Raw genomic sequence first — 18,535 nt, forward strand, 5'->3', positions numbered from 1 at the left:
GATGGACCTCAATGCCGATCTCGGTGAAGGCTTCGGCTCGTGGACGATGGGCGACGACAGTGCGTTGCTCGACGTCGTCACCAGCGCCAACGTCGCCTGCGGCTTCCACGCCGGCGATCCGTCGATCATGCGCCGGGTGACCGGCCAGGCGGTCGAGCGGGGCGTCGCGATCGGTGCCCACGTCGGGTACGCCGACAAGCCCGGCTTCGGCCGCCGCTTCCTCGACATCGAACCCGCCGTACTGCGTGACGAGGTCGTCTATCAGCTCGGCGCCCTGGACGCGTTCGCCCGGATCGCGGGCGATCGCGTCCGGTACGTGAAACCGCACGGGGCGCTCTACAACACGATCGGTACGCACGAAGAGCAGGCGGCGGCCGTGGTCGGCGCGATCGTCGACTACGACCCGTCGCTGCCGGTGCTCGGTCTGCCTGGGTCAGCCTGGCTTCGGCTCGCCGCCGACGCCGGGCTGACCGTGGTCCACGAGGCTTTCGCCGATCGCGCCTACACACCTTCCGGGACGTTGGTGTCGCGGCGTGAGCCCGGCTCGGTGCTGCACGATGGCGCGGAGATCGCAGCCCGCTGTACTGCGATGGCGACGGGTGGGGTGATCGAGGACAGTGCGGGTGGCTTGCTGAGCCTGTCGCCGGCGTCGATCTGCGTGCACGGAGACACCCCGGGCGCGGTCGCGATCGCGCAGCAGGTCCGCAAGGCGCTGGAGGGAGCGGGCGTCACGCTGACCCCGTTCAGCCGCTGATGCGGATCCTGCCGGCGGGCGACCGCGCAGTACTCGTCGAGCTCGACGATCTCGACCAGGTCCTCGGTTACTACGCTGCTTTGTCCGACTCGCCTCCCCCAGGCGTCATCGACATCGTCCCCGCCGCCCGAACCGTCCTGCTCACCACCGATGGCACCGACCTCGACGCTCTGACTCGGCTACTCCGCACAGTCCAGCCGGTCGCTGGTGGTCACACCGGCGGCGACCTCCTCGAGATCCCGGTCAGCTACGACGGCGAAGACCTCGCAGACGTCGCCGCCCACCTCGACTGCTCCATCGACGACGTCATCAAACGCCATACCACCGAAGACTGGACGGTAGCCTTCTGCGGCTTCTCCCCCGGCTTCGGTTACCTCACCGGCACCACTACCTGGGACATCCCCCGCCGCCAATCCCCTCGCACCAAGGTACCCACCGGCGCCGTAGCCCTGGCCGGCGAGTTCAGCGGCGTCTACCCCCGGGAATCCCCCGGTGGCTGGCAGTTGATCGGCCACACAGAGCTGAAGATCTTCGACCAGGACCGCGACCCCGCAGCGTTGTTCCACCCCGGCCGCCGCGTCCGCTTCGTGAGCAGCCGATGACCTTGGCAGTACTGGAAACGGGGCCTCTGGCAACTATTCAGGATCGGGGGCGGGTCGGGCTGGCGGCGTTGGGGGTGCCGCGGTCGGGGGCCTGTGACCAGCGGTCGTACGAGTTGGCCAATCGGCTGGTCGGCAACAAGCCGGGCGCCGCCGTGATCGAGGTGACCTTCGGTGGGCTCGCCCTGCGCGCCGAGGCTGAGGTCGTCATCGCCGCAACCGGTGCACCCTGCGCCGGCGCGCCTCTCAACGCACCCACCACCCTGCGGGAAGGCGAAGTCCTGCGGCTTGGTGCGCCGCGCAGCGGACTGCGTACCTATGTCGCCGTCAGAGGCGGTATCGCCGTCCCGTCCGTCCTCGGGTCACGAGCAACCGACCTGCTGTCCGGTCTCGGCCCAGCGCCTTTGCGTGCCGGTGATGTGCTACCCATCGGCACCGAGCAAGGGGCGATGCCTGGCGTCGATCTGGCCGCAGTAGCCGATCCGGCGGCGGGCGAGGTCGTAGTTCGGGTGACTCCTGGGCCGCGAGCGGATTGGTTCGCCCCGGAGGCATTGCGAGGGCAGGCCTACACCGTCAGCAGCAACAGCAACCGCATCGGCGTACGCCTCGACGGGACTCCACTAGTGCGCCGGCGTGAGGGCGAACTCCCCAGCGAGGGCATGGCCTTGGGCGCCATCCAGGTCCCGCCCTCCGGCCTGCCCGTCATCTTCCTCGCCGACCACCCCGTCACCGGTGGCTACCCCGTCATCGCCTACGTAGCGACCGCCGACCTCGACCTCTGCGCCCAAGTCCGCCCCGGCCAACCCCTCCGTTTCACAACACGAAGCCAGTAGGGAACGGGTCAGTCGGATCGAGCAGATACTGCCCCATCCCGGTGATCCAGGCTCGGCCAGTGACAGTCGGTACTACGGCAGGCCGGTCGCCGACCGTCGTCTCCTCCAGCAGCCGGCCGGTGAAGCGAGTACCGATGAACGACTCGTTGACGTAGTCCTGCCCCAGCCCCAGCTCGCCGCGGGCATGCAACTGCGCCATCCGCGCGCAGGTACCGGTCCCGCAAGGCGACCGATCGAACCACCCCGGGTGAATCGCCATCGCATTGCGGGAGTCGGCACCATCGGTACCGGGCGCAGTGAACTGCACATGCTTGCAATCGTTGATCGACGGATCCAGCGGATGCACCGGCCGGTCGGTCGCGTTGATCGCGTCCATGATGTCCAGCCCCGCCTGCAGGATCCGGTCCTTCTCCGACCGGTCGAACGGGATGCCGAGCTGCTCGAGCGGCAGGATCGCGTAGAAGTTGCCGCCGTACGCGAGGTCGTAGGTCACCTCACCGAGCCCATCCACCTTCACCGTCGCATCAAGCGCATGCGAGTACGCCGGTACGTTCTGAATCGTCACGTGCTCGGCCCGGCCGTTGCGCACAGCAACATCTGCCACTACGAGCCCGGCCGGCGTATCCAGCCGTACCTGGGTCAGCGGCTCGGTCACCTTCACCATGCCCGACTCGACCAGCACCGTGGCGACGCCGATGGTCCCGTGCCCGCACATCGGCAGGCAGCCGGACACCTCGATGTAGAGCACGCCCCAGTCCGCGTCCGGCCGGGTCGGCGGTTGCAGGATCGCGCCGCTCATCGCCGAGTGCCCGCGTGGCTCGTTCATCAGGAACAACCGAAGGTCGTCGTCGTGAGCCATGAAGTACTCGCGCCGCTCGGCCATCGTCGCACCGGGGATGACGCCGACGCCGCCGGTGATCACCCGTGTCGGCATCCCCTCGGTGTGCGAGTCGATCGCGCTCAGGGTCCGGATCGACCTCATACCAGCGACTCCACGGCCTTCTTCATGTCCTGCTCCAACTGCGCGAGATGCTCCGGTACGAGCGGACCGCGCGGCGGACGGCAGGGACCGCCGTACCGGCCGACGTAGTCCATCCCGTACTTGATCGCCTGCACGAACTCGACCCGCGAGTCCCACCGGAACGCGGCGACGAGCGGTTCGTACAACGCACGTGCCTCGGCGAGCTTCCCTTCGAGCGCAAGGTCGTACAGCCGGACGGACTCGGCCGGGAACACATTCGGGAACCCGGCGAACCACCCGGTCGCTCCCATCAGCAGCGCCTCCAGCGTGAGGTCATCCGCACCGGCCACAACAGTCAGACTCGGCGCCAGCTCGCGGATCTCCAGAATCCTTCTGACATCGCCCGTGAACTCCTTCACCGCCACGACGTTCTCGATCTGCGCGAGCTCAGCCAGCAGGTCAGGCGTCAGATCCACCTTCGTGTCATGCGGGTTGTTGTAGACCATCACCGGCAACCCCGCCTTGGCGACCTCGGTGTAGTGATGGATCACCTCGCCCCGGTTGGCCCGATACATGGTCGGCGGCAGACAAAGCACTCCATCGGCCCCATCCTCCGCCGCCTTCTCGGCCCAGGCCCGCGCCTGATGCGCCCCCGCCCCGTGCACCCCGACCACGACGATCCCATCGTTGCCGACAGCATCGATCGCGATCTGCGCCACCGTCCGCCGCTCGTCATCCGTCAGCGACGAGTACTCCCCCAACGACCCGTTGGGCCCGACCCCACGGCAGCCGTTCTCCACCAACCACCGGCAATGCTCCGCATACTTGTCGTAGTCCGGCCGCAACCCCGCCGGCGCCGACGCATCCTCCGCATACGGCAACGCGGTAGCAACGATCACACCATCAAGCTTCTCGCTCACAAATCCTCCAGTTGTTCCGCCGACGCCAAATCCACCAACCGCACGGGCTGCGCGATCGGCCGCCCGTACCCGTCCTTCACACCGGTGATCCCGGCAACGTTCCGCCCACAGACCCGTCCCTGACACATCCCCAACCCAGCCCGGGACGTCAGCTTCAAACTCCGCGCCCCACCCACATCCCGCTCCTCGACAGTTTCTTCGAGGTCCCCCCGCGACACCCCTTCACATCGGCAGACCACGGTGTCGCCGCCGCTCCACTTCAGCCAGCCGTCCCGCACCGGATACGCAGCGTCCAGCGCTCGCGCGAATCGCTTGCCCTTGGCAACTGCTCGCCCATCCATCTGCGACCCGGCCGCCGCAGCTCCCGCGACGCGACCTTCTGCCACCGCCAACTGGGCGCCGCCGATACCGGTCAGCTCGCCCGCGGCCCACACTCCAGGAGTACTGGTTTGCTGGCTTTCGTCCACGAGTACCGCCGGCCCGTCGATCAGCTGACAACGGGCCGAAAAAGCCAGTTCGAGGTTGGGCGTGAAACCGAAGCCCAAGCAGACCGCGTCGACCTCTATGCGCTCTTCTGTACCCGGGATCGGGGTCCAGTCGGCGTTCAGGCGAGCTGTGGTGACGGCTTCTACCCGGTCGGTGCCGTGGGCGGCTATGACTGTACGGCCGTGGCGCAGCCGGATCCGGTGGCGCGCCAGCAACGCCGCATAGCCGAGCCCTTCGGCAAGCTTGCTGGCGGCGGCCGAGGGGTCGGTGAGCCAGCCGCGGGCGATGGTGCTCGGCTTGTTGGCCTCGAGCAACGCGACCACTCCGGCTCCAACACCGAGCAGCGATTCGGCGACGGGCAAGAGGAACGGTCCGGTACCGGCGACCACGACCCGCTTGCCGACGCTGATTCGCTGGCCTTTCGCCAGTGCCTGGGCGGCGCCGGCGGTGTAGACGCCCGGTAGATCCCACCCAGGGAACGGCAGCACCCGGTCGTACGCGCCCGTCGCCAGCACCAGCGCAGGAGTCTCGACCGCTGACACCCGCCGCCCGGCCGAGTCGGCCGCGCCCGTCTGCAACCACAACCTCGTACGACCCTCGCCCCGCTCAAGGCTCCACACCGTTGTGTCCGTCAGCTGCGTGATCTGCGGGTCCGCGGAAATCCGGTCCCGCAGCCGGGCAAACGTCGCCCACCCGTGCTGCAACTTCTCTGGCCGCCTCGCCCCGAACTCGGCAGGCAACTGCCGATTGAACTGCCCACCAGCACTCGCCCCGGCGTCAACCAGCAACACCGCACTCCCAGCGTCAGCCGCAGCCACCGCCGCACTCATCCCCGCCGGCCCAGCCCCGACCACCACCACAGGCGCCACCTGCACCCCGTTGCCTAAGGCACCTTGTGCTCCGCCTGAGCGTCTGGCCTCCTCCAAAACACTCACGTCGAGCACAAAGTCGCCCCGGGGGGCGCCGGGCGACGGTAGTACTGCGCCCTGGTGGGTGGTGATCTCGTCGGCGGGGCGGACGGTGCGCTGGCAGGCGCGGACGTCCGGTAGGCCGTTGACGACGACCAGGCAGTCGAAGCAGGCGCCGATACCGCAGAAGACACCTCGGGCCCGGCCGCCGCCTCGGGTGCGCCGCCAGGAGTCGCGGCCGTCGGCCATCAACGCAGCCGCAACGCTCTGGCCGGGCAACGCCTTGACCGGCTGGCCGTCGATCGTGATCGTGATCGGCTCGCCACGCTGCGGCTCGGCCGGGTCGCCCTCGGCCGACCTCAAGTACGGACTCATGAGACACCTAGCAGGGCTGGACGGTCTACGCGGAACGGCAGCGGGTCGACATGTGGCGCAAGGTCGAGGAACAGTTCGGTGATCAGGCGGCCGGTCGAGGCGGCCAGGCCGATGCCGGCGCCTTCGTGGCCGGTGGCGTGCCACAGGCCGTCGACGCGCGGGTCGGCTCCGATCACCGGCAGGTGGTCCGGTGCATACGGGCGAAACCCGCCGTACGCCCGCATCACCGGCACCTCAGCCAGGAACGGGAACAACCCGACGGCCTTCCTCGCCAACTCACGCAGCACGCGGACGCGCACGGAGTCGTCGAACCCGATCCGCTCCCGGCTCGACCCGATCAGCACGGTCCCGGCCCGCGTCGACTCCACCACCGTCGATGTCTGGAGGTCCGCATCCCCGCTACCGACAGCCCCGACGTAGTCGGCGTCATAAACCTTGTGCCGCACGCATTCCGGCAGCGGCGCGGTCACCAGGATCATCCCCCGCCGAGGCAAGATCTCCACCGGCCCACCCGCCAACACACTGAACGCCCCAGCCCAAGGCCCGCACGCATTCACCACGGCCCCACACGCGAAGTCCCCCGCGTCCGTCGATACCCCGACCACGCGCCCCGCGGACCGGAGTACGGACAGAACCGTCACCCCACCGCGCACCTCACCACCACGAGCCCGTACTGCGGCCAGCAACGCCGTCGCCGCAAGCACCGGCTGCAGCTGAGCATCATCCGGATAATGCACCGCAACGGTCACCGCAGGAGTGAGCAACGGCTCCAACTCGAAGGCATCCGCAGGCTTCAACACCCGTGCGTCGACCCCAGCACTCCGTTGCGCGGCGGCGAAGTCCTCCAACGGCCCAGGCTCGCCGGTCGCGACGACCAGCCCACCCTTCGGCTCCCACTCGACATCCGCGACCCGCCGAGGCAGCCGTTCCAGCACGGAGAGCCACTCCGCCCGCGACGCGATCGCCAGGTCGAGCTCAGCCCCCGGCCCCTTGTCGGAGACGAGGATGTTGCCCTCGCCCGCAGCCGTCGTACCGGATGCCGGCGCCCCGCGATCCAGCACGAGCACCCGGACACCGGCAGCCGACAGGGCCTCGGCGCAAGCGGCACCCACGATGCCCGCCCCGACCACCACCACGTCGACCTCAGCCATCCGACCCTCGCTAACCGTTCAGTAAAATGAACGATTCGAGAGTACGTCCGCTACCGCCCCCCGGTCAACGGCTCTCACTCCAGATGCAACCCGTCCGGCCCCACCGGCCGCACGTCCGGCGGGTACTCCAGCAGCAGCACCGACCGCACCAGCCCATCGAGCGCCTCGTACTCATGCGCCCCATGAGCCCGAAACGCCAGGTAGTCCCCCGCCGCCAGCTCGAACTGCCGCCCACCAACCTCGATCCGCAACCGCCCAGCCAGTACTACGTGATGCTCCGTCCCCGGATGCCCCGCCGACCGTTGCACCGCCCCCGCCCGGATCTGCTGGTCGTAGACCTCCAGCAACGACCCCGGATGCTCCAACCGCCGCAGCATCCGCAGATCCACCGCATCCCCGCTCAGCACGTCCACCTCCGCCGACCGCACATGCACCAGATCCGACGCCGGCGGCTCGTTCAGCAGCGACGACACCGGTACCCCGAGGGCGTTCGACAAACTGAACACCGTCTCGATCGTCGGATTGCCTGCCCCGGACTCGAGCTGCGACAGCGTCCCCTTGGCGATCCCCGACCGCCGGGCCAGCTCGGACAGCGAGATCCCCTGCTCATCCCGCCGAGCCCGCAAGTTGGCTCCCAATACGCGTCCCGCTCCTTGACCCGACACAGCCCGGAGCATGCCACAACGACCGCGGCTCAGGGGATGATCCGCTCCCGTCGCAGCGTCTCGAAGATGCCGAAGAACATCGCCTCCGTGTCGACGTACTCGTGGAAACCGGCCCGCCGGGCCTTCGACCCGTCGGCGAAGAAGTCGTAGTCCCAGCCGAAGACGAAGTCGGCGAACGGCCACGAAGAAACGTCGGCGTAGGGCGTCCCGACCAGCCCGTGCGCAGCCTGGAGCTCCTTCCACAGCGGCTCCTTGTCCGCCATCACCGTGGCCAGCGACATCTGCAACGGCGGCGCCACCTCCAGGTCGAACCAGCCGGCCAGCTTCGGCCACAGCTCGTTCCACCGGAACAGATCACCGTTCGTGATGTTGAACGCCTGGTTCGCCGCGGCCGGCGCCGTCGCCGCCCAAACAGTTGCCTTGGCCAACAACCCGGCGTCCGTCATCTCCAGCAGACTGTCGTACGCACCCGGCTTGCCGGGGAAGCGCAAAGGCACCCCCAATGCCTTCGAGATCGACGCATAGACGGCGATCCCGACCGCCAGATTCATCGGATTGCCGAGCGCCGCCCCGCCGACGACGGACGGCCGCAACGCCGACCACTCCCACCCCGCCTCAGCAGCTCGCGACTCCAGGAACCGCTGCTGATCGACGTTGAACTCCGGTGGCAGATGCGGCGGGTCGTCCTCGCGCGCAGGAGTCTTGAATGGCCCGAGGTGAGCGCCGTACACCTTGTACCCCTGCATCAGACTCACATGCCGCAACCCGCGGGCGACCGGCTCGATCGCGTCGACGACGTTCACCAGCATGGCGAGGTTCGGCGCAACGAGCTCGGCCCAGGTCGGCCGGTCCTGGTACGCGACGTAGAAGACATGCGTCACGTCGGTCAGCCCGGCCAGCTTCGCCGCCGTGTCATCGGGATCCAGCAGGTCGACCGCGACGTGCCTGACGCGAACGCTGTCGGTGCCACCTCGCCGGGACAACCCGATCACCCGCCAGTCCGGCAGCGACTCCAGATGCTCGACCAGGTTGGTACCGATCACTCCGCGCGCACCGACCACCAGCGCGACCTTCGTCTGCTCCATATCCCCAGCCTGTGGCTAACCCTGTGGATAAGTCCAACGCATAGTTATCACCGATCCCATAAGCTCTGTTCATGGCGACGCTCCGGCAGCTCGAATATCTGGTGGCTGTCGTCGACCTGGGCTCCTTCACCAAGGCCGCCGACCTCCTGCACGTCACCCAGCCCGCGCTCTCGCACCAGATCCGCGCGCTCGAGCGCTCCACCGGCAGCCCGCTGCTGGAGCGGCTTCCCCGCGCGATCCGCCTGACCCCGACCGGCCGCGCGATGCTTCCGCACGCCAGAGCCGCCCTGGCCGACGCCGAGCGGGCCACTTGCGCCGCACGCCAGGCCGCCGGTGCGGAGGTCGGCGAGCTGCAGATCGCGACCCTCTACTCGATCAGCCTCGGCATCCTCCCGATCGCGCTCAAGGCCTGGCGCCGATCCCACCCCGAGGTCGGCATCCGGCTCTTCGAGCATCGGCACACCGACGAGCTGATCGAGGCGATGAGCGCCGGCCAGGCGGACCTCGCGGTCGGCCCGACACCGAAGGACTGGGCGGGCAGCACCCAGGTCCTCGGCAAGGAGGAGCTGGTCGTGGTCGTCGCCAAGGACGATCCGGTCGCGGGCCGGAAGTCGATCCGGTTGAAGGACCTGGCCGACCGCAGTTGGGTCCACTACACGCCGGGTCACGGGCTGGCCGACGTACTGAATCAGGTCTGCGCGAAGGCCGGTTTCGAGCCCAAGGCAGCCGTCCACACCGAGCAGACCGCTGCCGCTCCGGCGTTGGCGGCGGCCGGGCTGGGTCCAGCGCTGGTTCCGTCCAACATCCTGGCGCCCGGGTTCGACGGTCAGGTACTACGGACCGAGCCGCCCACCCGCCGGACGCTCACCGCCTACACCCGAGGCAGCCCGGATCCACTCGCGGCCGCGTTCATCGAAGTACTGAAAGAGACCTGGGTCTAGTTACTGCTGGGGGCGGTTGCCGACGATCGCGGCGATCGGCGGGATGACGGCGGCGACGGCGCTCATGCCGATGGCGGCCGGTATCGAGAACAGCCGGACGACGAACCAGGCGAGCACGATGAGGCCGATGCACGTTCCCATCAGCCAGAAGTAGACCTTGTGCTTGTCCCGCTTCGCCACAGTCCCAGTGTCCCACCGAACCGTCGAACCTGAAGGTGCGCTGAAGGCCGCGGCGCGTAGTACAGGCGAACCGCCCGACGATGGCACGATGGGCGGATGGTGGCGAGAGTCCTCGTGGTCGAGGACGCGGAGGCGATCCGGACCGCTGTCGGGATCGCCCTGGAAGAGGCCGGCTGCGAGGTGCTGACCCGCGCCGACGGCGAGACGCTCGAACGCGACCTCGCCGCCTTCCGCCCCGATCTCGTCCTGCTGGACGTGATGCTGCCCGGCCGGGACGGGTTCGCGCTGCTCGCGGTCGTCCGCGAGGTCTCGAATGCCGGGATCGTCCTGCTCACCGCGAGGGACGCCGTCGAGGACCGGCTGCACGGCCTGCGGACCGGCGCCGACGACTACGTGGTCAAACCGTTCGTACTGGCCGAGCTGATCGCCCGCGTCGAGGCGGTCCTCCGCCGGATGGGCCGGCTGCGGACGGTACTGGAGATCGGCGACCTCACGATCGACGTCGAGGCCAGCTCGGTCACCCGCGACGGCAAGCAGCTCGATCTGACGGCGACCGAGCTGAAGCTGCTGACGTTCCTCGCCGGACGCCGGGACAAGGTGGTCGGCAAGGCGCAGATCCTGGCTGCCGTGTGGGGGTACGACGACTACGCCGCCAACCTCGTCGAGGTCCATGTCAGCGCCCTGCGCCGCAAACTCGGTACGCCGCCACTGCTCCACACCATCCGTGGCGCCGGCTACATCCTGCGGGCCCCGTCGTGATCACGATGTCGCTCCGGCGGCGCGTGACCATCACCGCCCTCCTGGTCCTGCTGACCGTCCTCCCCATCACCGGCCTCGCCGTGAAGGCGATCTTCGACGCCCAGGCCGAGCGCAACCTCAACACCCTCCTGAACGGCCGCGCCCAGCTCGCCCAGCAGCTGGCCCGGCAGAATGTTGCCCCCAACAACCTCGTACGCCGGATCGACGCCGACGGCATCCGGGTGACTCTCACCCTCCGCAACGGTCAAGTGGTCGGCGCCCCACCGCTCGACGTCGGCAAAGGCACCCGTCAGGTCAAGACCACCCTGACCGCCGGTCAGCGCACCCGCGGCGCCACCCTCGTCCTGTCCGCCGACACCTCACTGCTCGAAGGCGCCAGCCGGACCCTGCGACGTGTTCTGTTCATCGCCGGCGCCGCCGCCCTGCTGATCACAGCCGTCGCGTTGATCCTCGGCATGCGCGTCGCTCTCGCACCCCTCGACGCGATGACCTCCCTCGCGCGCTCGATCGCCGCCGGCCGCCGCGGTGGCCGGCTGCAGCCCACCCGCCGCGACACCGAGCTCGGCCGGACCGCCGCCGCCTTCGACGAGATGCTCGACTCCCTCGAAGGCAAGGAGCAGTACATGCGGCAGTTCGTCGCCGACGCCGCCCATGAACTCCGCACTCCGGTCACTGGCCTGCAGACCGCCGCCGAGACCCTCCTCCAACTCGGCCCCGACGCCCCGACCGAACGCCGCGAGGAGCTGGAACTCCTCCTGGTTCGCGAATCCCGCCGCGCCGGCACTCTCGTCGCCGACCTGCTCGAGCTCGCCCGGATCGACGCAGGCCTGGTACTACGCCACCAACCCGTCCTGCTCAAACACCTCGCCCAGACCCAGGCCGACCGGGTCCGCCTGATGGCACCCGGCCACACCATCCAGGTCAACGGTCCCGAGGTCGAAATCCAGGCCGACCCCGACCGCATCACCCAGATCCTCGCCAACCTGCTCGACAACGCCCGCAACGCCACCGGCGACCACGGCCTCATCGAGGTCGTCCTCAGCAACGCCATCGGCGACCGCGCGCGCAGCGAGGTTGCCCTCAGCAACCACCCCGGCGGCGTGACGCTGATCGTCCAGGACAACGGTCCTGGCATCCGGCCGGAGGATCGCGAGCGGATCTTCCAACGGCTCGTCCACGGCGAACGCAGCCGGGGCTCCGGGCTCGGCCTTCCGATCGCCCGCGGCTTCGCCCGTGCCCACGGCGGCGACCTGATCGCCACCGACCGCCCCGACGGCAAGCCCGGCGCCGCGTTCGTGCTCACACTTTGAGTAGGCCATCGACGTTCCCCTGGTGCCCGTCGAGGATCTTCTCGCCATCGGCACCCAGTACGTCGCGCAGGACCGTCCCGTAGACGTCACGGAAGTCCGTCGTCGCCACCAGATCACCGTTGGACAGGTCGGTCAGGCTCGGCTGGGCTCCGTAGAAGCCACCGTTCACCTTGTCGCCCAGCATGAACAGCGGGCCGGCCGTCCCGTGATCCGTGCCGTCGCTCCCGTTGGCGTGCACCCGCCGGCCGAACTCGGAGTAGACGAGTACGACAACCTGCTTGCCGCGATCGGTCTTCCGCATCCGTTGTATGAAGGGCGTCAGCGCCCCATCGAGTTCGCCGAGCAACCGCTCCTGGGTGCCGCGCTCGTCCGCGTGGGTGTCGAATCCGCCGAGCGAGACGGAGTACGCCCGGGTGGGCACGCCCGCTTCGACGAGTCCGGCCACGAGGTCCAGTTGGGCGCCGAGTTGCGAGCCGCCACCGGCTGAGGCTCCCTTGGTGCGGGTCTCGTCCTCGTCGTCGTCGCGCTCGGCTTGGTCGTGGACGGCGCCGCCGAGTACGCGGACCGCGTTCTGGAGGTCGGCTAGCGACTTTGCCGCGGCGGCTTGCCAGTGCTCCTCGTTGGGGGTTGCTTGGCCTAGCGCAGCGTACGCAGTACCGAGTTTGCCCTTGGGAAGCTTCAAGCCGCGGACAGGTAGTGACGCTGCCGCCATCGTTGCCCCTGCTAGCAACGGCGGCAGCGACGGCTCTACGGACACCGCGTGCAGCGGGTCGGCGCCGGCCACGTCGAGCCAGCGCCCCAGCCAGCCCGTCGGCACCGGCGTCTTCGGGGACGCGGTCTGCCAGATCGCCATCGACCGGAAGTGACTCCGGTCCGGCTGGGGATAGCCGACGCCGCGGACGATCGCGAGCGCCTTGTCGTCCCACAACCCCTTCAGGCCTTTGAGACCGGGATTCAGCCCGAGTCCGTCACCGATGTCTAGTACCTCGTTCGGCTGGTAGGCAAGATCCGGCCGGGCTTTCTGGTACTCCGGATCGCCCGCCGGCACCACGGTGTTGAGCCCGTCGTTGCCGCCGTAGAGCGTGACCACCACGAGCACGGAATCCTCGCTGTGCAAGGGATTCTGCACCGCCGCGCTCATCAGATCGGACCAGCTCACCTGGGTCGCCCCCACGGCAAGCGCTCCGGCCGCGGTGACTCCGCTCATGGTCAGGAACCGGCGTCGGGTCAGGTCGTCCATGATTCTCCTAGTGCTCCGAGTTCGAGGTTGTTTGATGGTGGGCGGTGTTCAGGTGCGTGCATCGCGGTGCTGGAGGAGCGTCCTCGATGCGGAGCATCGTGGGCGGTTCGCCAGTGCCGCGAGGTGCGTGCCTGGGCGCCGCCCACGTCAAACAACCTCGGACTCGGAGCACTAACCGCTCACTACGTATTCGGGCGCGCAGGCCGCCACGGCGATCAACTGCGCAGGATCCGTCAAGCCTGCAAGGGCATTCCGTGTCCGATCGGTCCACGCCTCGACCCCCAGCAGAACCCGTACTCCGTCCACCCGCGCGCTCGACTTCTCCAACTGCGCGAGCCCGGACGCCTGCTTCGCCAGCAACTGCGCAAGCTGCAGCCGCGCAACCCCTGCGGACGTCGTCAGCCAACTCGCCCCCGACGGCCAGCCGCCGACACTCGGCGGCCGTAACGGAACCTGCCCCATCCCCCGCAGCCCGGCGAGCACCTTCAGCTTCGTCTTGTCGTCAAGCTTCGACGGCCGAACTCCCAGCGCACGCATCAGCCCCACGGCCCACTCCACCGGCTGCTTCACCATCGCCGAAGCACTGTCTCTGAAGGCCGGATCCACAGCGATCGCCTGCAGCACCGCCTGGATGTCGCGCCCACTCCCGTACGCCGCAACCAGCCGCTCAACCGTCGCGGCCGAAGGCGGCGTCGCCGAAACCAGCCGGAACCAGAGCCGCCCGATCACAAAGGCCGCCGACTCAGGCTTCGCCAGGGCCAGGTCCGCAAAGGCTTGCGCATCGAAGTCACCGGTCTTGCCGAAGATGGTCTTCGGATCCCCGTCATGACGCTTGGCCAGGAAGACGGGCTTCGCAGAAGTACGGCGCACAGTCCAGCCCGTCAACGCCCGAGCGCCTTCGAAGACGTCGACCTCGGCGTAATGTCCGATCCCCAGCGTGAAGAGCTCCAGAAACTCCCGCGCCAGGTTCTCGTTGGGCGACCCCTTGCGGTTGTCGTTCCCGTCGAGCCACTTGATCAACGCCGCGTCCACGATCATCGCCCGCGCCAACCCGGTGAAACTGCCCCGCCCTTGAGCCCGGAAGACCTGATTCTGCGCCAGCATCAACTGCGCGCTCCGCACCTTCTGGTTACTGGTCGCAAAGTGCCCGTGCCAGAACCAGGTCAGCTTCTCCGTCGCCCGTTCCCCCGCGACCATCCGATCCAGCCACCAGGCCGAGACCTTCAGTTCCTGCCCCGCCCGAGACTTGTTGGCCGCCTTCTTCGCTTCCTTGTCACCCTTGGCCGCCATCCCCAACACCGGCAACACAGGCGGCGCCGTCCCGGCCTCAGCCGCAGTACCGAACAACCGCGCCGCCGTGGTCTCGAACCCGGCGTCCAGCGCCCCCGGCCTGGGCCCGAACCCAAACCGATCATGCAACCGCCGCACAGCGGCCCGTTCCGTGATCTCACCCATGCCCCGATCCTGGCCAGCGGACCGCCGCCTGGCCAGGATCCAGCCGACTTCTTCAGCCAACCCACAGCCGCCTGAGGTCAGTACCGGCGCGGTGGTTCGTTCCCGCTCTTGCGGAGCACGGTCACCAGCGTGTCGCCGTCGATCTTCGAGCGGGCCACCGCTGTGTAGAGGGTCTTGCCGCCGAAGACGAGCTTCTGTGCGGGCCCTTGGGGACGGCCGGAGTCGCTGGTGATGCGCAGCCCGGTCACATCGTGGTCGCCGGTCAGATAGCTGATGATCAGCTCGAGGCTGAACGCATGCTCACCGAAGGGGTTGGTGGGGCCGCTCGAAGAGCGGTTCACCTGAGCGCTGTCTCCACCGAGGCGGTTCTCGGGAATGACCCAGAGCGTGGTGGAGGTGTCCGGAACCCGCGAGAAGGCGTAGCCACCCTTGGCCGGGTAGGCGTAGAGGGTGGTCTGATGCGGAAGACCGACGGCGTCGAAGTAGGTCCGGTCGTCGACCAGCACCGGTGTTCCGGTCGGCGGCGCCTGCTTGACCGGAACAGCCTTGGGGTCGAAGGACAGCGGCTTACCCGTGTACTTGCCTAGAGCAACAGGATCGGCTGACGGCCGGCCATCGGAGCCGGAGCAGACCGTCCGGTCCCCGATCCGCCAGCGGTCACCAGCCTTGGTCAGCTTGTCTGGGAGATGCGCCGGCCCGCCGCATCGCCGTACTCGAGCACGCCGGTCTTTCCCTTGAGAGTGAAGTGATAGCGCGGGACGCCGTACTCGAGCGCCTCGGGTGGCACCTCCCGAGCGTCCACGAAAGCCTCCAACAGCTCGAAACTCTGCAGACTGCGCCGAGGCTGGATGACAGTTCGGTAGCTGCAGGCCCAGTCTCCGACGGTCTGATCCACCGGACCGGTCGGAGCTTTGCTGGGCTTCTTCTTGGCAGGGGTCGGGCTGGTCTGAGTCGCCGTCGACGGCCCGCGGTCATGGTCGTCGACGACTGCCACGGTGACCAACACGGCCGCAACGGAGGCCGCTGCCACGTACGGCACCAGGCGCCGGCGCCAATGCCGGGGCTGGGCTGCCGGACGTACCGCGGGAGTTGACCGGGTCTGTTCCTGAACCGCCGACCACATCCGGTCCAGGTCGACCTGCACCGAGTCGGCCTCCTGCTTCAACCCGTCGGTCAGGCGGGTTTCCGTCTCGTTCATCGGTGATCCTCGAGTTTCTTGCCGAGCGTCGCGACGCCGCGGCTGATGAGTGACTTGACCGTGCCGAGCCGCACGTCCATGGCGACGGCGATGTCGGCGAGAGGCAGGTCCAGCCAGTACCGCAGTACCAGCGCCTCCCGCTGCCGGGGAGACCGGCCGCTGAGCGCGCGGACCAACTCGTGGACAGACTCGTCCCGCTCCACCTGCTCGCTCGCGGGCGGCGCGGTGACCAGGTGCAGGCGTTTGCGGTCGGCCAGTTTGCTACGCCGCTGCCGGGTCCGGACCTCGTTGACCACCATCCGGTTCAGGTAGCCGACCAGGTTCGCGGCCTGCCGGTCGCGGTGCACGACGAAGAAGCGGCAGAAGGCCTCCTGCACGGCGTCCTCCGGATCGTCCGCGCCGAGCAGATGCGCCAGCCGGACCAGCCGGCCCGCATGCAGCCGGAAAAGCTCCTCGAACGACGGGTCGCCCGGTATCGCGCCCGCCGTCATCCGTTCTCCTGTCATCAGTCTCACAACAGAATGACGACGGAGCAGTCCAAAGGTTGAGTCCCCCGGCTCGTATGCTCGAATCCTCGCCTGGAACCTGGAGGTGGCGATGCTGATCGGGGAGTTGTCCGAGCGAACCGGCACGCCGCGCCGGCTGCTGCGGTACTACGAGGAGCAGGGCCTCATCTCCTCGCAGCGGGGCGAGAACGGCTATCGCAGCTATACCGATGGCACGATCGACCGCGTGCAGCAGGTGCGCGGGCTGCTCGACGCGGGGCTGCCGACGCGGATCATCAAGCAGATCCTGCCGTGTCTCGACGGGCCCGGCGCGATCGTCGTCGAGGACGCGACGCCGGAGATGGTCGCGACGCTGGAGCGGGAGCGCGACCGGATGACGGCGCGGATCGACTGCCTCGCACGCAACCGGGACGCCGTGGCGGAGTACCTCGAAGCAGTGTTAGAGCTTCGCCGGCAGGGCGAGTTGAGCGAGAGCGTCGACTAGCGGGGCCAGCTCGGGGAAGTCGGCAGCCTTCTGCAGGGCGGCGGTGAGTACTTCGTCGTGGGTCGGCTCGGCCTCGGCCAGCAGGGCTCGGCCGGCCTCGGTGACCTCGGTGTAGATGCCTCGGCGGTCTGTGGGGCAGAGGTAACGCTCCAGCAGGTGCCGGTCTTCGAGGCGGTTCACCAGGCGGGTGGTCGCCGACTGGCTGAGCACGACCGCGTTCGACAGCTGGTTCATCCGCAGGTGGTGCTCGTCCTGGCGGGCGAGGGCGTCGAGTACGGAGTACTCGCTGACCGACAGCCCGTGCTGCTTCTGGAGCGCGCGCTCCAGCTCGTCCTCGATCCGGGCGTGCAGCGCTGCCAGCGTCCGCCAGCCCTGGGCGCGCGCCTCGGCCGCGTCGTCCGAATACCCCACAACTCCTCCTTGACTTGAACCAAACCGTTTGCATGATGCAGTATAGGGCTCATGCAATAGCCCGCGTCTGCAACTATCGCGGACGCCGGTAACAGTCATAAGACTACATTCGAGGAGAAGAGAGCCATGCCTGCCGCGTTACTGGCGCTGGCCATCGGTGCCTTCGGGATCGGCACCACCGAGTTCGTCATCATGGGACTGCTGCCGGAGGTCGCCACCGACTTCGGCGTCAGCATCCCGTCGGCCGGTCTGCTGATCTCCGGCTATGCCCTCGGCGTCGTCGTCGGCGCCCCGCTGCTGACCGCGATCGGGTCCAAGGTCTCCCGCAAGACCGTGCTGGTCGCGCTGATGGGCGTCTTCATCGTCGGCAACCTGATCTCGGCGCTCGCCCCGACGTACGGCGTGCTGATGACCGGGCGGATCGTCGCGGCGCTGTCGCACGGCGCCTTCTTCGGCGTCGGCTCGGTGGTCGCCGCATCACTGGTTCCGAAGGCCAAGCAGGCCAGCGCGATCGCGTTGATGTTCACCGGTTTGACGGTCGCCAACGTTTTCGGAGTACCGGGTGGTACCGCGCTCGGGCAGGCGTTCGGCTGGCGGTCGACCTTCTGGGCCGTCACCGTGCTCGGCGTGATCGGGCTGCTCGGCATCGTCTTCCTGGTACCGCGGCAAGGCGTCAGTGAGGGCCCGGGGCTGCGGAGCGAGCTGGCCGTGTTCCGCAACCTGCAGGTCTGGCTGGCGCTGGCGATGACCGCGCTCGGGTTCGCCGGAGTGTTCGCGTCCTTCACCTACATCGCACCGATGATGATCGACGTGGCCGGCTTCTCGTCCGGCGCCGTCACCTGGCTGCTCGTCCTGTTCGGCGGCGGACTCGTGGTCGGCAACCTGCTCGGCGGCAAGCTGGCCGACCGGTCTTTGATGCCCAGCCTGTACGCGATCCTGGCGGTGCTGGCCATAGTACTGGTGGCCTTTGTTTTCACCGCACATGGACGGGTACCGGCGGCGGTGACGATCGCGCTGTTCGGCGCGGCCGGCTTCGCGACCGTGGCGCCGTTGCAGAAGCGTGTGATGGACAAGGCGGCCGGCGCACCAGCACTCGCGTCCGCCGCGAACATCGCTGCCTTCAATCTGGGCAACGCGGTCGGCGCCTACCTCGGCGGCCTCACCATCGAGCACGGCCTCGGCTACACCGCCCCCAACTGGGTCGGCGCCGCCCTCGCCGCAGCGGGGCTCGCGGTCGCCCTCACCTCCGGCCTGCTGGACCGCCGCAAGCGGACCGCGGCAACCCCCGAACCTGCACTCACCACTGTCTAAGAA

At 68.6% G+C, this 18,535-nt stretch carries 21 protein-coding genes; 8 read left to right on the forward strand and 13 right to left on the reverse strand.

Going from position 1 to position 18,535, the window contains the following annotated elements; all coding sequences use genetic code 11:
- The first annotated feature begins 1 nt into the window (after position 1).
- From AB0M15_RS05240 to AB0M15_RS05250, 3 genes are read left to right on the forward strand one after another with little or no spacing between them, the layout of a single operon-like run.
- Positions 2–754: a 5-oxoprolinase subunit PxpA gene (locus AB0M15_RS05240; protein WP_363814081.1), complete on the forward strand. Its 753-nt coding sequence runs from the start codon at positions 2–4 to the stop codon at positions 752–754.
- On the forward strand, positions 754–1,356 hold the full coding sequence (locus tag AB0M15_RS05245) for an allophanate hydrolase subunit 1 (RefSeq protein ID WP_363814083.1): 603 nt from the start codon (positions 754–756) through the stop codon (positions 1,354–1,356). Before AB0M15_RS05240 ends, AB0M15_RS05245 begins: the two co-directional genes overlap by 1 nt.
- Positions 1,353–2,186 (forward strand): biotin-dependent carboxyltransferase family protein, encoded by an 834-nt coding sequence (locus AB0M15_RS05250; protein ID WP_363814085.1) that lies wholly within the window; start codon positions 1,353–1,355, stop codon positions 2,184–2,186. The genes AB0M15_RS05245 and AB0M15_RS05250 overlap by 4 nt, the downstream gene beginning before the upstream one ends.
- Here the strand turns inward: AB0M15_RS05250 and AB0M15_RS05255 are convergent.
- The 6 genes from AB0M15_RS05255 to AB0M15_RS05280 form a co-directional block, all read right to left on the reverse strand.
- Positions 2,167–3,168 carry a proline racemase family protein gene (locus tag AB0M15_RS05255; protein ID WP_363814087.1) on the reverse strand — a complete coding sequence of 334 codons (1,002 nt, stop codon included), beginning with the start codon at positions 3,166–3,168 and terminating at the stop codon, positions 2,167–2,169. The genes AB0M15_RS05250 and AB0M15_RS05255 overlap by 20 nt on opposite strands.
- Positions 3,165–4,067: a dihydrodipicolinate synthase family protein gene (locus AB0M15_RS05260; protein WP_363814089.1), complete on the reverse strand. Its 903-nt coding sequence runs from the start codon at positions 4,065–4,067 to the stop codon at positions 3,165–3,167. Before AB0M15_RS05260 ends, AB0M15_RS05255 begins: the two co-directional genes overlap by 4 nt.
- Positions 4,064–5,836, reverse strand: coding sequence for an FAD-dependent oxidoreductase (locus AB0M15_RS05265; RefSeq protein ID WP_363814091.1), 1,773 nt, complete (start codon positions 5,834–5,836; stop codon positions 4,064–4,066). Before AB0M15_RS05265 ends, AB0M15_RS05260 begins: the two co-directional genes overlap by 4 nt.
- Complete coding sequence (locus AB0M15_RS05270) at positions 5,833–6,987, reverse strand: FAD-binding oxidoreductase (RefSeq protein ID WP_363814093.1); 1,155 nt, start codon at positions 6,985–6,987, stop codon at positions 5,833–5,835. Before AB0M15_RS05270 ends, AB0M15_RS05265 begins: the two co-directional genes overlap by 4 nt.
- Before the next feature lie 74 nt (positions 6,988–7,061).
- The gene (locus AB0M15_RS05275) at positions 7,062–7,625 is read right to left on the reverse strand and encodes a helix-turn-helix domain-containing protein (protein WP_363814095.1); all 564 of its coding nucleotides are present in this window, start codon (positions 7,623–7,625) and stop codon (positions 7,062–7,064) included.
- 56 nt (positions 7,626–7,681) lie between these two features.
- A complete protein-coding gene (locus AB0M15_RS05280) occupies positions 7,682–8,737 on the reverse strand; it encodes an SDR family oxidoreductase (protein ID WP_363814097.1) in 1,056 nt (351 codons plus the stop codon).
- 71 nt (positions 8,738–8,808) lie between these two features.
- On the opposite strand from AB0M15_RS05280, the gene AB0M15_RS05285 reads away from it, so the two are divergent.
- The gene (locus AB0M15_RS05285) at positions 8,809–9,678 is read left to right on the forward strand and encodes a LysR family transcriptional regulator (protein ID WP_363814099.1); all 870 of its coding nucleotides are present in this window, start codon (positions 8,809–8,811) and stop codon (positions 9,676–9,678) included.
- Here AB0M15_RS05285 and AB0M15_RS05290 read toward each other — a convergent pair whose 3' ends face one another.
- Positions 9,679–9,858 (reverse strand): hypothetical protein, encoded by a 180-nt coding sequence (locus tag AB0M15_RS05290; protein ID WP_343975101.1) that lies wholly within the window; start codon positions 9,856–9,858, stop codon positions 9,679–9,681.
- A 96-nt stretch (positions 9,859–9,954) separates the two neighbouring features.
- On the opposite strand from AB0M15_RS05290, the gene AB0M15_RS05295 reads away from it, so the two are divergent.
- Both AB0M15_RS05295 and AB0M15_RS05300 read left to right on the forward strand, forming a co-directional pair.
- Positions 9,955–10,617: a response regulator transcription factor gene (locus tag AB0M15_RS05295; protein WP_363814101.1), complete on the forward strand. Its 663-nt coding sequence runs from the start codon at positions 9,955–9,957 to the stop codon at positions 10,615–10,617.
- A gap of 5 nt (positions 10,618–10,622) precedes the next feature.
- Positions 10,623–11,927: a HAMP domain-containing sensor histidine kinase gene (locus AB0M15_RS05300; protein WP_363814103.1), complete on the forward strand. Its 1,305-nt coding sequence runs from the start codon at positions 10,623–10,625 to the stop codon at positions 11,925–11,927.
- Here AB0M15_RS05300 and AB0M15_RS05305 read toward each other — a convergent pair.
- The 5 genes from AB0M15_RS05305 to AB0M15_RS05325 form a co-directional block, all read right to left on the reverse strand.
- Positions 11,917–13,167, reverse strand: coding sequence for a DUF1501 domain-containing protein (locus tag AB0M15_RS05305; protein ID WP_363814105.1), 1,251 nt, complete (start codon positions 13,165–13,167; stop codon positions 11,917–11,919). The genes AB0M15_RS05300 and AB0M15_RS05305 overlap by 11 nt on opposite strands.
- 171 nt (positions 13,168–13,338) lie before the next feature.
- On the reverse strand, positions 13,339–14,622 hold the full coding sequence (locus AB0M15_RS05310) for a DUF1800 domain-containing protein (protein ID WP_363814107.1): 1,284 nt from the start codon (positions 14,620–14,622) through the stop codon (positions 13,339–13,341).
- 77 nt (positions 14,623–14,699) lie between these two features.
- Positions 14,700–15,128 carry a hypothetical protein gene (locus AB0M15_RS05315; RefSeq protein WP_363814109.1) on the reverse strand — a complete coding sequence of 143 codons (429 nt, stop codon included), beginning with the start codon at positions 15,126–15,128 and terminating at the stop codon, positions 14,700–14,702.
- Between the two features lie 164 nt (positions 15,129–15,292).
- Positions 15,293–15,820, reverse strand: a complete 528-nt coding sequence (locus tag AB0M15_RS05320) for a hypothetical protein (RefSeq protein ID WP_363814111.1) — start codon at positions 15,818–15,820, stop codon at positions 15,293–15,295.
- Positions 15,817–16,326 carry a sigma-70 family RNA polymerase sigma factor gene (locus AB0M15_RS05325; protein ID WP_363814113.1) on the reverse strand — a complete coding sequence of 170 codons (510 nt, stop codon included), beginning with the start codon at positions 16,324–16,326 and terminating at the stop codon, positions 15,817–15,819. The genes AB0M15_RS05320 and AB0M15_RS05325 overlap by 4 nt, the downstream gene beginning before the upstream one ends.
- A gap of 91 nt (positions 16,327–16,417) precedes the next feature.
- Between AB0M15_RS05325 and AB0M15_RS05330 the strand changes: the two genes are divergently transcribed.
- Complete coding sequence (locus AB0M15_RS05330; RefSeq protein WP_363814115.1) at positions 16,418–16,810, forward strand: MerR family transcriptional regulator; 393 nt, start codon at positions 16,418–16,420, stop codon at positions 16,808–16,810.
- On the opposite strand, the gene AB0M15_RS05335 is transcribed toward AB0M15_RS05330, so the two are convergent.
- Positions 16,766–17,221 carry a MarR family transcriptional regulator gene (locus tag AB0M15_RS05335; protein ID WP_363814117.1) on the reverse strand — a complete coding sequence of 152 codons (456 nt, stop codon included), beginning with the start codon at positions 17,219–17,221 and terminating at the stop codon, positions 16,766–16,768. The genes AB0M15_RS05330 and AB0M15_RS05335 overlap by 45 nt on opposite strands.
- 126 nt (positions 17,222–17,347) lie before the next feature.
- Here AB0M15_RS05335 and AB0M15_RS05340 point away from each other — a divergent pair, with 126 nt between their 5' ends.
- Positions 17,348–18,532, forward strand: coding sequence for an MFS transporter (locus AB0M15_RS05340; RefSeq protein WP_363814119.1), 1,185 nt, complete (start codon positions 17,348–17,350; stop codon positions 18,530–18,532).
- Positions 18,533–18,535 lie beyond the last annotated feature (3 nt).

Origin of the sequence: Kribbella sp. NPDC051718 (genome assembly GCF_040681515.1) — a bacterium.
In the GTDB taxonomy this organism is placed as follows: Bacteria; Actinomycetota; Actinomycetes; order Propionibacteriales; family Kribbellaceae; genus Kribbella.